General features: G+C 68.7%; 13 protein-coding genes. 9 read left to right on the forward strand and 4 right to left on the reverse strand.

What is annotated here, in order from left to right; genetic code table 11:
* Positions 1 to 245: 245 nt before the first annotated feature.
* The 3 genes from ACZ6O5_RS30000 (at position 246) to ACZ6O5_RS30010 (ending at position 2,365) form a co-directional block, all read left to right on the forward strand.
* A complete protein-coding gene (locus ACZ6O5_RS30000) occupies positions 246 to 1,148 on the forward strand; it encodes a hypothetical protein (RefSeq protein ID WP_465981541.1) in 903 nt (300 codons plus the stop codon).
* 306 nt (positions 1,149 to 1,454) lie between these two features.
* Positions 1,455 to 1,841, forward strand: a complete 387-nt coding sequence (locus ACZ6O5_RS30005; RefSeq protein ID WP_465981543.1) for a hypothetical protein — start codon at positions 1,455 to 1,457, stop codon at positions 1,839 to 1,841.
* Positions 1,838 to 2,365, forward strand: coding sequence for a DUF6036 family nucleotidyltransferase (locus tag ACZ6O5_RS30010; protein ID WP_465981545.1), 528 nt, complete (start codon positions 1,838 to 1,840; stop codon positions 2,363 to 2,365). The genes ACZ6O5_RS30005 and ACZ6O5_RS30010 overlap by 4 nt, the downstream gene beginning before the upstream one ends.
* Before the next feature lie 239 nt (positions 2,366 to 2,604).
* Here the strand turns inward: ACZ6O5_RS30010 and ACZ6O5_RS30015 are convergent, their stop codons facing one another.
* Positions 2,605 to 3,213 (reverse strand): recombinase family protein, encoded by a 609-nt coding sequence (locus ACZ6O5_RS30015; protein WP_465981547.1) that lies wholly within the window; start codon positions 3,211 to 3,213, stop codon positions 2,605 to 2,607.
* A 1,074-nt stretch (positions 3,214 to 4,287) separates the two neighbouring features.
* Here ACZ6O5_RS30015 and cspE point away from each other — a divergent pair.
* Together cspE and ACZ6O5_RS30025 are read left to right on the forward strand one after the other, a co-directional pair.
* On the forward strand, positions 4,288 to 4,491 hold the full coding sequence (gene cspE / locus ACZ6O5_RS30020) for a transcription antiterminator/RNA stability regulator CspE (RefSeq protein WP_013283833.1): 204 nt from the start codon (positions 4,288 to 4,290) through the stop codon (positions 4,489 to 4,491).
* 108 nt (positions 4,492 to 4,599) lie between these two features.
* Positions 4,600 to 4,755, forward strand: coding sequence for a hypothetical protein (locus tag ACZ6O5_RS30025; protein WP_465981549.1), 156 nt, complete (start codon positions 4,600 to 4,602; stop codon positions 4,753 to 4,755).
* 383 nt (positions 4,756 to 5,138) lie between these two features.
* On the opposite strand, the gene ACZ6O5_RS30030 is transcribed toward ACZ6O5_RS30025, so the two are convergent.
* From ACZ6O5_RS30030 to ACZ6O5_RS30040, 3 genes are read right to left on the reverse strand one after another with little or no spacing between them, the layout of a single operon-like run.
* Positions 5,139 to 5,819 carry a GOLPH3/VPS74 family protein gene (locus ACZ6O5_RS30030; RefSeq protein ID WP_465981551.1) on the reverse strand — a complete coding sequence of 227 codons (681 nt, stop codon included), beginning with the start codon at positions 5,817 to 5,819 and terminating at the stop codon, positions 5,139 to 5,141.
* Positions 5,816 to 6,532 carry a hypothetical protein gene (locus ACZ6O5_RS30035; protein WP_465981553.1) on the reverse strand — a complete coding sequence of 239 codons (717 nt, stop codon included), beginning with the start codon at positions 6,530 to 6,532 and terminating at the stop codon, positions 5,816 to 5,818. Before ACZ6O5_RS30035 ends, ACZ6O5_RS30030 begins: the two co-directional genes overlap by 4 nt.
* Before the next feature lie 29 nt (positions 6,533 to 6,561).
* Positions 6,562 to 7,443, reverse strand: coding sequence for an ABC transporter ATP-binding protein (locus tag ACZ6O5_RS30040; RefSeq protein ID WP_465981555.1), 882 nt, complete (start codon positions 7,441 to 7,443; stop codon positions 6,562 to 6,564).
* A 107-nt stretch (positions 7,444 to 7,550) separates the two neighbouring features.
* On the opposite strand from ACZ6O5_RS30040, the gene ACZ6O5_RS30045 reads away from it, so the two are divergent.
* The 4 genes from ACZ6O5_RS30045 (at position 7,551) to bla (ending at position 11,200) form a co-directional block, all read left to right on the forward strand.
* Complete coding sequence (locus ACZ6O5_RS30045; RefSeq protein ID WP_465981557.1) at positions 7,551 to 8,705, forward strand: sensor histidine kinase; 1,155 nt, start codon at positions 7,551 to 7,553, stop codon at positions 8,703 to 8,705.
* Positions 8,702 to 9,304 (forward strand): response regulator transcription factor, encoded by a 603-nt coding sequence (locus ACZ6O5_RS30050; protein ID WP_465981559.1) that lies wholly within the window; start codon positions 8,702 to 8,704, stop codon positions 9,302 to 9,304. Before ACZ6O5_RS30045 ends, ACZ6O5_RS30050 begins: the two co-directional genes overlap by 4 nt.
* A 373-nt stretch (positions 9,305 to 9,677) precedes the next feature.
* Positions 9,678 to 9,923 (forward strand): hypothetical protein, encoded by a 246-nt coding sequence (locus ACZ6O5_RS30055; RefSeq protein WP_465981561.1) that lies wholly within the window; start codon positions 9,678 to 9,680, stop codon positions 9,921 to 9,923.
* A gap of 371 nt (positions 9,924 to 10,294) precedes the next feature.
* Entirely contained in the window at positions 10,295 to 11,200 is a 906-nt protein-coding gene (bla, locus tag ACZ6O5_RS30060; RefSeq protein ID WP_465981563.1) for a class A beta-lactamase, read from the forward strand.
* The last annotated feature ends 47 nt before the right edge of the window (positions 11,201 to 11,247 follow it).

Genomic DNA, 11,247 nt, shown 5'->3' on the forward strand with positions numbered 1-11,247 from the left:
GAACTCTCGGGGATAGGGCTTGGGCACAGCGACATCCTTCCAGCTCGCCCGCAGGGCAAGCCATCTCAGATGTCACCTATCGGTGCAGCAGACCCATCGGCGTACCATCTGATGTCATCGTGAGCATTCCGAACAAGTGCACCCGCTCGTGGTGGCTCACCTCCACCGGCTCGTACTTGTACGACGGGGGCGGCTCGGTCACTTCTTGCTCGTCCTGATTTCGTATGAAGGGAGCCCGCCGACCAATGGTTAAGCGCCGCCGGAACGTTGCCGTTGCAACCGCCGTCACCATCGCCGGGCTGGCCGGCTGCGCCCAGCCCGGCATGCCTGCCGCCGCGCCCGTCGGCGTCGATGCCCCGGCCATGTTGTCCGCTGTGATCGACCAGGTATATGGAACGCCGCAACAGCGTCTGGCCGGCGAGGAGCGAATGTGGCTCACGAGCCAGTCTGCGATCGCCGCCTGCGCCCGGACCAAGGGCGTCGTGTACGGCGTCACCCCCTATCAGCCGATGAGCCCGCCTACCGACCCGGCCCCCGGCGATCTGCTCGGATTTGCGCCCCAGCGCGCCGATTTCGGGGTCGCCGCCCGTATCGAGATGCTGGCCAAGCGAGGTGAGACCCCCAACCCGGGTTTGCCTGTCGCCTCGGATGACCAAGCTCGCTGGTTCACTGCTGTCGAGTCCTGCCAGAACGCCGCAACTGAGGGTGAGAAGCTCAGGGTTCCTGACGGGCAGGAGGAACTGGAAGTCGAGCTGGTAGACCTGCTCGGTAGCGTCCAGCAGCAGGTCGCACCGGACCTGACTCGCCAATACGCCAGCTGCATGAAGTCGGCCGGAATCGACGCCGGTGACCTGTCCGAGGCGTACCTGAAGGTCGAGCAGAAGTTCCCGCCTGTGTCATTTGAGCGTCCGTCGGACCCGACCGCCCTCCCTGAATGGGCCGACGCTGTCGCATTCGAGAAGAAGGTAGCCGCTGCCGACTGGGCCTGCCGTGAATCACGGCTTGATGGAGTCGTCAACGCCGCCGCTAACGACCTGCAGAAGTTCACCACCACCGCCCGAATCGCACGAGTCGCCGACGGCTGGAAGGCGATGCCCAGCCTCGCACAGACGCTACGCGCCACCGTCAAGACCACACCCGCGAAGTGATGCCGTCCGCCGGGCTTGGCGGGCAACGGGTCTGCCAAGCCCGGCCGGAGTCGCCTTCTCGATCGCAATCTGACTGATAGTCACGCTCGCATGCACCCCTGTGAGTTCGCGGCAACGTCGTAGACGGCGCCGCCTTCCACCAAGATCATAAGAGCGGCGCCGTGTGGTCAGCGTGAGTGAACGGTCCGAGCAGAGGTGTGGCAAGAAAATCGGACCCTTCGCCACCTCACCTCTGCGGTGGTCGCGGGCGGCGCCGCGATAGTCTGCAACGGATGAAGCTGTCGGCTCGAAGGTGAGGCCTGCCCGATGGGTACCAGCTACGAACCGATGAGTCTGGCCAAGTTGGCCACCCATCTGGTATCCGCGGACACCGACCGGACTCGCTGGAAGCTCGTATGGGAGTTTTTCGAGGAGTACCGCTGGGAACCCCCCGAAACCCGGGTCGCCCTGTTGAGCGACGAGCCCGGGCTGACGGGGGATCCGCGGTGGGATGCGCTGCTCGCCGCTGTTGCGGAGCATCTGCTGGCTCAGGCGGATCTTGCTCCGCCCGCGTGGGTCGACGCGCGTGTGCTGCGCCGGGCGTGGTTCCCTGCCGAACTGGCCATCCACCGAGCCGACGCCCTGGCATGGGCGCCGGCTGCATTTCGAAAGCATGGCGTGTACCTGTCCGTGCACGATCTGGCGGCGGCGTGAGCGGGTCAGGCGGCGTCCTGATGGGGCGCGCGGAACTCGAACGCGCGTTCACTCACCTGGGCGAGCGGCTTGTCCGTCGCGGGGTCGTCGCCGACCTCTTCGTTGTGGGTGGTGCCGCGATGGCGCTCGCCTACGACGCGAAACGGGTCACCAGGGACGTCGACGCGATGTTCGTCCCGCACGGTGTCGTCCTTGACGAGGCGCGTGCAGTCGCCGACGAACTAGGTCTGCCGCCGTGGTGGCTCAACGAGCAGGCCAGCGTGTATGTGTCCGGCAAGGACGACCCAGGCAGGCGGCGGGTCTTCGACCACCCAGGCCTGCGCGTGATGGCGGCCTCGCCGGAGCACATCTTCGCCATGAAGGCGCTCGCGGCGCGGGCCCGCGACGTGGACGACCTTCGGACCCTGGCAGCGCTGGCCAAGGTGGCGACAGTCGATGACGCCCTACGTCTGTGCAGCGACTTCTACCCTGACGAAGTCGTTTCGCCGCGGGCCATGGGAGTCATCCGCGAACTGTTCGAGTAGGTCGAGCACCACCCTCGAGTGCGTAAAAGTCACCGACAATGCCGATCTGCAAGTGGTTAGCCTGCGCATCTCGGCCGCAAGATCGAGCGTGGCCGCGCCGCGAACACCAGCCGGAAGGCAAGCACTTGAGCCAGCCCTGGCCGTACCGTAGTCTATGAGCATGCGCACCCGAAATGGTGCACATATGATACGTACAGGTGTTCGGATCCCCCCTCGGACACATCATTACCACATATCGATCATGATCCGCGCAGGTTGACCTGCGCGGATTTTTCTGTGGTTGGTGTGCAGTGTTCCTGGTCGCAGACGATGGTGATCTTCCTTCTGTGTAGGAGCGTCACCAGGTCGTGTGGAGTCTGGATCCCGCTGGGGAGGCGGGGATGGTCGGCGAGTCTTGCAAGGACGTGGTCTTCCCTGATGTAGAGGATCTTGCGCCGGTGATTAGAGGGCTGTTGGGTGCTGGTGTGGCCGTGGCGGCGGGTGGTGCCGTCGTGTGCGCCCCGGTGGGAGCGGATGGCCTGGACGGCGACGAAGTCCTGTTCGCTGACCAGCGCGGTGTGAGCCTTTTGCGTGGAGACCACCCAGTCCACGGTCGGGTTTCTCCGGATCGGCTCTCGCTCCGAGCGGCTAGCGTCGGCGTCGTTGTGCGCGGGTTGCCGGTTCCAGACCTGCCGACCCGTGTAGCGCGGATTGGCGAGTACCGCCGCGACCGTTCGTAGAGTCCACCGATCGCCACTGTGGTGTGGATTGCGGTCAGGATCGACGCCCGACGGGCACGGTATCCCGGCATCGTTGAGGGCGCGCGCCATGCTGGCGAGACTCTGGCCATCCAGGCGTTGAGCGAACATCCACCGCACGTGTCCGGCCGTAGCCGCATCCGGTTCGAGGCGTTGAAGCCGGCGACCCCCAGCGTGCCTGGGCGGTGTTCGGATGAGGGCCGGCGTCGGTGAGTCGGTAGCCATAGGGCGGCCGGCCTCCGAGATACCGTCCCTGCTCCCGCGCTTGAGCCCGCATCGCCGTGACAACCCGGGACCGGGCGCGCTGCACCTCACGTTTCGACTGGGCGCCCAGCATCATGATCAGCGCCTGATGGGCCGGATTATGGTGATCGACAGGCCCTTCCGTCTCGGGCAGCCACAGCTGCACATCGTGCTGTTCGAGCACGGGCGCCAAGTGCTGCAGTTGATGGGCGGAGAACGCCCGTTCGTACTCGCCGACCACGATCGCCTCGAACCCGCGATCAGGGTCGTCGAGCGCGGCCAGCAGGGTCCTCAGGCCGGGCGTGGTGCGACTGCCCCAGCAGACCTCGCAGTGCGTCCCGCTCGCTCATGCCCACCGACCTTCGCCCCCGCCCACGCGGGGCTGCCCGAGCCGTCAGAGTACGCGGGCGCCTCACTCATCCCGCCCTGGTGCACCACGGTGGCCTCGCCCGATGCCAGGTCGCGCGAGGGGGAAGCGATGCCAGTCGCCGCCGACCGGACCGAGCAGGCCGCCGCTGGCCAAACGCCGGCGGTGCTCAGGAAATGGGGCCGCCATGGCTATGATCGTCGAGTTCGGCGCGGAGGGGTGTTGGCGAAGCCCTCGGACGTGGCGAGTTGGTCCCTTAGGGCAGTGGCGGCGGGTGTGGAACGTGGCAATCCTGTCAAGCAGGTCGCCGAGCACGGCGTGGATCCGGGCGCGTCTCCGCAGGACGCAAGCTCAGTAGCCAGACCCCACTCTCCGCCATCGGACCGACGACGGATCATGTGCTACGGTGTCCGAGTTGCAGTTTTGATTTCCGTAGACGTTTTCCGGCGCCTGATGGGGCATCTGAAACCCATCTAGGCGCTTTTCGTTTTTCGTGTCGTTTCGACGCGGGTGATCAACGCGGCGGCGTAAGGGTCCGCACAGCGCGGTCTCTAACATCCTGCGAAGGAGCAGACATGACTACAGGTACCGTGAAGTGGTTCAACGCCGACAAGGGCTTCGGCTTCATCAGCCCAGACGACGGCGGGGCCGACGTCTTCGCCCACTTCTCCGCGATCTCGGCGAGCGGCTTCCGCAGCCTCGACGAGAACCAGAAGGTGGAGTTCGACATCACGCAGGGCCAGAAGGGCCCGCAGGCGGAGAACATCCGCCCGCTCTGATCCATATTCTCTGAACGGCGGCCCGACTGGTTCAGCGGGCCGCCGTTCGGCGTCTCATGCGCGGATAACTTCAACCATGAAGTGTTGGCCGCTGGGTATGGTGTCGGTATGGCAAGCACCCCGAGCCTGGGCCCCGACGCGGACGCCGCCGACCAGGCGCTCTGGCTGTCGGCGGAGGAGAAGGACGCCTGGACCGGTCTGGTGTCGCTGGTCCTGCTGCTACCGGGCCGGTTGGAGGCGCCCTGCAGCAGGTGGGTGGTCTGACCCTCTTCGACTATCTGACTCTCAGCCACATGTCGGAGGCGCCCGACCGACGCCTGCGGATGAGCGAGCTCGCCTACCTGGCCAACGGCTCGCTGTCCCGTCTCTCCAACGTCGTCAAGCGGTTCGAGCAGCGAGGTCGGGTCGAACGATTTCCCGACCCGGTGGACCGTGGCTACACGATCGCCGCCCTCACCGACGCCGGCTACGTCGTCGTCGCCCCCGTACACGTGCGGTCGGTGCGGCGGTACGTGCTCGATCCACTCACCCCCGCCGACCGACGCGCGCTGATGCGTATCGCCACCAAGCTCAAGGTGCGGCCGGTCGACCTGGCCCAGCAGCCGCCCGACCCACGGTGGGCGCGGTCGGGCCGCTGCAGTCCTCACCTAGCTTCGAGGCAGCACGGTGATGGCCACGATGGCGCTGTTGACGACCGTTGCCGTCACGGTGCGGGTCACGGCTTGCGCCGTGGCGTCAGCGCCCCAGTCGCCGCGTTCGAGTTCCTTGGCTCGGCTGATCACCGGTGACGTCCAGGGGATCTCGCGGTGAAACTGCGGGAGGGTTCCGCTCGCCGAGAGCAGCGCCGCGAGCGCGGCGACCCGGGCTTGCGGCTGCGCACCGTCCACGAGGACCTGCCGAACGTCGGCGAGCAGGCGGGCGCGCCGTCCGGTCCTGCCCTCCCGCAGGGCGGTCGTCCGGAACAGGCCGAGCACCTTACGGGGCTCCTGGTCGATGTCGCCTCGCGCAATGAGCCGCTGCAGCACCGGCTGGCGCAGGACGGGACCGATCGCCGCGAGTGCGGTCTGCGCCCCCCTCGGTCTCTCGGCGAGGTAGTCCCACGCCAGGCGGAGGAGGTCGTCCGACGGTGGACGACCCGCCACGCTGCTGACCCGCCCTCGGTCCGCGGTGGTCAGGTGATCGCCGAGCGCCAGGTCCGCGAGAACAGCTCCACCGAGGACATAGAAGAGCGTGTTCTCCCCGGCGATGGTCCCGGATGCGGGCTGGAACAGGAGCAGGAGGAGATCCTCTACGAGGGTCGGGCCGTCCGATCGGGGTCCGGTGGTCATCGGCGGGGCTCCCAGCGGAAGAGTCGGGAGGCCAGGGCGACGGCGACGGCCACCCAGCCCAGGGTGGGGGCGAGCAGGAGCAGGGAGTCGGTCACGGCGACGCCGCCGTTCCAGGCGTTCATGGTCAACTCGGTGGCCGCGCCGCCGGGCAGCAGCCGCTTGAGCCAGGCGAGGTTCTCGGTGCCGGAGATGCCGACCCAGCTGGCCATGGCGATCACACCGAGGGTAACGGGCAAGGTGGTGACCTGCGCGTGTTCCGGGGAGTTCGTCAGCCCGGCCGTGGCCAGGGCCAAGCCGATCATCATGGCCATGGTCGCGAGGAACGCCACGACCAGCAGAGCGACGTTGGCCGGTGCGCCGGCGACCACGGCCAGGGCGGTCAGGATCGCGCTCACCTGCACCACGGCAAGGACGAGTACGGGCAGCAGCAGGCCGGCGAGGATGCCGGCGTCGCCTTCGGCGGTGGAGCGCAGTCTCTTGAGGAAGAGGTTCTGCCGTCGGGAGGCCAGGGTGGTGACGGCGGTGGCGTAGAGCCCGAACGCGGTGATCGTGAACATCACGGTCGCGGCGATGTAGCCGAGGCTGCCGAGGGCGGCGTAGGTCTCGTGTTGGCGGACGAAGAACGCGCTGACGACGACCGGGATGACGAGGCTGGTGATCAGTACCAGCCGGTTGCGGAAGATCTGGATCAGTTCGCCTGCGGCGATGGACAACACGGTGGAGCTCCTGTCGCGGTCGCGGGTCAGTTGCTGATAGCGCGGAAGACGTCGTCGAGGCGGGTCGGTCCGGCCTCCAGGCCCTGCAGCTCGACGGCGTGGTCCTGGGCCCATCCGAGCAGGACGTGCAGGTCCTTCTGCAGTCCGAAGGTCTCGACGGCGACCTTTCCCTCGGCGCTTACCGCCGCCGGCAGCGGCAGCGCCGGCGCGCCGGCCGGGAGGGAGAAGTGGATGACGGCCGGCAGGGTGCGGGTCAGTTCGGCCACGGTGCCCTCGCGGTGCAGGGTGCCCTGGTGCATCAGTCCGATGCGGTCGGCTCGCTGTTGCGCCTCCTCCAGGTAGTGGGTGGTGAGCACGATGGTCGCGCCGTTCTCGCGGAGCCGGTCGACGGTCGTCCAGACGGCGTCGCGGGACTGGATGTCCAGGCCGGTGGTCGGCTCGTCCAGGAAGATCAGCTCCGGGGTGCCGTAGACGGCGGTGGCGAAGTCCAGCCGACGCTTCTCGCCGCCGGAGAGCTGGGACACCTTGCGGCCGGCCCGGCCGGTGAGATCGACGAGGTCGAGGACCCGGTCGACGTCGTCGGCGCGCCGGGTGAGCCGGCCGATGAGCCGGACGGACTCACGGACCGTGAGGTCCGGGGAGAAACCACTCTCCTGGAGCATGACGCCCATCCGGGGACGGACGACGCGCCGGTCCTGCGGGCTGTGCCCGAAGACGCGCACGGCGCCGGAGGTCGGCCTGCGGTGTCCCTCGACAACCTCCAGGGTCGAGGTCTTGCCGGCCCCGTTGGTGCCCAGCAGCGCGTACAGCTCTCCGGGCCGTACCTCGAAGGAGAGGTCCCTGACGGCGTGGAAGTCACCGTAAGTGAGGTTCAGCCGGTCGACTTCGATGACGGGTGAGGTGGACATGCACCCATCACAGCGCGGGCGCCACCGTCCCGTCAGTGGCACCGTGTCACCGCCGCATGTGACGTGGTGTCACTGGTCGTGCCCCCTGGCTGCCGGATACTGGTGTGGTGTCCGCGACATCCCCGCGCTTCACCGAGTCGACGCAGGTAAGGCTGCGCCGGCTCAATCTCGCCACGTCGCTACCGCCTGTGGTGTTCGCCGCCGTGGTCCTGCTCTACACCGACGCGCGTGCCTGGTGGCACCTCGTCATCCTGGTGCCGGGGGCCGTGGCGGCCGTGGTGGCCTTCGAACGGTGGACGGCCAACGACCTGGCCCGGGTAGCGGTGCCCTGCCTGATCGTCGGGGCAGCGGTGTGGCCACTGGGGGTCCTGGTGACCGGCAGTCCCAACGCCTACTGGGGGTTCTGCGCCGTCGGGTCCCTCGCCCTGCGAGAGGTCCGGCGACACCGCCGGCTGGCGGTGGCCGGGCTGTTCTCCTACGTCGCCGCCGTCGGCGCGACGCGGCTGCTGGTGCAGCGGGACGACATCGGCCATGTCCTGGTCACCTACGTCCTCATCCCGACCGCCCTCACCGTCGTCGTGACGGTCTTCACGATCGTGGGCGAGCGGTTCTACGACCTCATCCGGGAGCTCGAGCAGACCCGGGAACGCGAGGCGGAGCTGGCCGTCGTCCGGGAGCGTGTGCGATTCGCCAGCGACCTGCACGACATCCAGGGCCATACCCTGCACGTGGTCAAGCTGAAGATGGCCCTGGCCCAGCGGCTGCTGGACCGCGACACCGAGCGGGCCGGCAAGGAGCTGCGGGAGACGTACGCGCTGGTCAGCGACACCATCACGCAGACCAAGGAGCTCGCGTACGCGCAGCGGCGGCTCAACCTCACCGCGGAGATCGAGAACGCGAAGAACCTGTTCGAGGCCGCCGGCATCCAGGTGCGGGTGACCCGCGAGGCCGAGGTCGACGCCCGCGTCAGCGAACTGCTCGGCCAGGTGCTGCGCGAGACCACCACCAACATCCTGCGCCACGCGCAGGCCGCCCAGGTGCAGATCACGCTGGCCGCGTCGGGCATCACCATCGTCAACGACGGTGCGACCGCCGACACCCCACCGGAGCTCAGGGGACTTTCCGCGCTGCGGCAGCGGGTCGCAGGCGACGGAGGTCAGCTGGTCGTGGAGCAGCACGAGGGGCGCTTCCGGACTGCCGCGACGTTCCCTCCCGCGCGTGGTGCGGTGAACCCACCGGCTCTTGAGGAGAACGGACGATGACGACGGTCGTGCTTGCCGACGACGAGGTCCTGCTCCGGTCGGCCCTCGCCGCGCTGCTGCCCATGGAGGGTGACGTCACCGTCCTCGCCGAGGTGCACGACGGTGCGACTGCCATCGAAGCCACCCTGCGGCACCGCCCCGACGTCCTGGTCATCGACCTGGAGATGCCCGGTGTCGACGGCCTCGCCGCGGTCGCCGAGATCCGCCAGACTCGACCCGAGCAGGTGATCCTCATGCTGACCCGGCACGCCCGCCCCGGGGTGCTGCGCAAGGCGTTGAAGCTCGGCGTCCAAGGCTTCGTCAGCAAGTCCGCCGAACCGGCCCACATCACCTCCGTCATCGCCACCCTGCACGCCGGCAAACGCTGGATCGACCCGGACGTCTCCGCGCTCGCCGTCACCGACGACTGCCCCCTCACCGACCGCGAAGCCGACGTCCTACGGGTCACCGGCGAGGGCTACTCGGTCACCGACATCGCTGCCCGCCTGCACCTCGCGCCGGGAACCGTCCGCAACTACCTCTCCAACGCCATGCGCAAGACCCAGACCCGGACCCGCCACGAAGCGGCCCGATACGCCCGCGAACACGACTGGCTGTGACCGGCGGTCGGGCCGGTCCCCGTCAGGCTGGATCCGGCAGGTCATACACCGGTCCCCCGAGATGGGGAGACCAGCTCTTGCCGCGTCGACCCTGAACAGGATGTGGCCTGCCGCTGCGGGAACACCGGGCGCCGTCGGGCGCGCGGTGTCACGATCGCTTGTGACGCAGTGTCACTGGTCGCCGCCGCCGGCCGCCGGATACTGGGAGATTCACTGCCCCAGCACCGCGCTCCACCGCCGTGCGTAAGACCGCACCCGCCCCGAAGCGATCCGGCTTCGCCCGCGTACACAACTGACCGCAACAGACGGTACGGGCGTCTTCGCCGAGGCGCGAGACCCACAACACTCGATGGATTGAGAGCATGACCTCCACGTGGATCGACACCCGATCACCGCGGACCTCCTACCCGGCACGCTCGACGTGCAGCACACCGCGCGCGGGGTGCTGCCGCACCGGCTGCCCGCATGGGCGCGCGCCCAGAACACCGACGGTCAGCTCGCCATGGCCGAGGGCCAGCCCGCCGGCGTACGGCTGGCCATCCGCACCCGCGCCACCGCGATCGAGCTGGACGCGCTGCCCAGATCATCGACGATCACGGTGTCGGAGCCGTGCCCGTAGCGGGTCCGTTCCCACGGCGGACCGCAGCGACGAGAGTGTCGCGTCGAGGTCGTCCACCCAGAGCCGCACCACGTGCCTGCGGTGCACAGGACGTGTTCGTGCTGCGCGAGCTTCCGCTGCCCGACCGGCTCCACCCGGACAACCCCACTCACCGGCGCATCGCCGGACGATTCAGCGGGTGATCGTCGCCGGATCCTTCGCGGAACCCCGCTCCTGATTCGCCTGCGGTCGATCCGTACCGCGCCGTTGATGCCCGATCGGCATGAATCCCGCGACTTCTGTCTTCGACTGCATGCCGGGTCACTGTCAGGGTCGAGTCCGACCCCCGCCGGGCTACCCGGCACCCGATCCCCCATCGACAAGGAGCAGTCATGGTTTTCGCGACACACCGCCTGGTGGCCGTGGTGGCAGTGGTGTCCCTGGCCGCCTGCGGTCCCGCCGACGCCGCCGAGCAGCCGACGCGGGACAGCGCGGCGGCCGCCTCCGCGTCGTCCGCGCCCGACCGGGAGCACGCGTTCCGGCAGCTGGAGGAGCGGTTCGACGCGCGGCTGGGGGTCTACGCGATCGACACCGGTACCGGGCGGACGGTGCAGCACCGGGCCGACGAGCGGTTCGCGTACGCCTCGACGTTCAAGGCGCTGGCTGCCGCCGAGATCCTCGACGAGACCACGGACGCCGAGCTGGACCGGGTGGTGCGGTACTCGGCGGACGATCTGGTGACCTACTCGCCGATCACGGAGCAGCACGTCGCCGACGGCATGACCCTGCGCGCCATCGCGGACGCCGCCGTGCGCTACAGCGACAACACCGCCGCCAACCTGATGTTCCGTCACCTCGGCGGACCGCAGAGGATCGAGAAGGAGCTGCGCGGGATCGGCGACAAGGTCACCGATCCGGCGCGGTACGAGACCGCCCTCAACGAGGCGCGGCCCGGCGACCGGCGGGACACCAGCACTCCGCGGGCCCTGGCCCAGGACCTGCGGGCGTACGCCGTCGGTGACGCCCTCGAACCCGCGGACCGCGACATCCTCAACGGCTGGCTGCGGGGCAACACCACCGGCGGTGCGCTGATCCGGGCCGGTGTGCCCGACGGCTGGGTGGTCGGCGACAAGACCGGATCCGGCGGATACGGCACCCGTAACGACATCGCGGTGATCTGGCCGCCGGACCGGGCGCCGATCGTCCTCGCGGTGCTGTCCAGCCGTGACGAGAAGGACGCCGCCTACAACGACGCCCTCATCGCCGAGGCGACGAAGGTGGCCCTGGGCGGCTGGTGACCGGTACTCACTCGTCGCCGAGCGCCCGGATGGACGTGTCGGACACC

The sequence above is a fragment of the Micromonospora sp. NPDC049201 genome, from assembly GCF_055586805.1.

Coding starts and splice junctions, on each gene's coding strand:
- ACZ6O5_RS30000 (WP_465981541.1), top strand. CDS start 246: ATGGTTAAGCGCCGCCGGAACGTTGCCGTTGCAACCGCCGTCACCATC.
- cspE (WP_013283833.1), top strand. CDS start 4,288: ATGACTACAGGTACCGTGAAGTGGTTCAACGCCGACAAGGGCTTCGGC.
- ACZ6O5_RS30030 (WP_465981551.1), bottom strand. CDS start 5,819: ATGACCACCGGACCCCGATCGGACGGCCCGACCCTCGTAGAGGATCTC.
- ACZ6O5_RS30005 (WP_465981543.1), top strand. CDS start 1,455: ATGGGTACCAGCTACGAACCGATGAGTCTGGCCAAGTTGGCCACCCAT.
- ACZ6O5_RS30015 (WP_465981547.1), bottom strand. CDS start 3,213: ATGTTCGCTCAACGCCTGGATGGCCAGAGTCTCGCCAGCATGGCGCGC.
- bla (WP_465981563.1), top strand. CDS start 10,295: ATGGTTTTCGCGACACACCGCCTGGTGGCCGTGGTGGCAGTGGTGTCC.
- ACZ6O5_RS30025 (WP_465981549.1), top strand. CDS start 4,600: ATGGCAAGCACCCCGAGCCTGGGCCCCGACGCGGACGCCGCCGACCAG.
- ACZ6O5_RS30050 (WP_465981559.1), top strand. CDS start 8,702: ATGACGACGGTCGTGCTTGCCGACGACGAGGTCCTGCTCCGGTCGGCC.
- ACZ6O5_RS30040 (WP_465981555.1), bottom strand. CDS start 7,443: ATGTCCACCTCACCCGTCATCGAAGTCGACCGGCTGAACCTCACTTAC.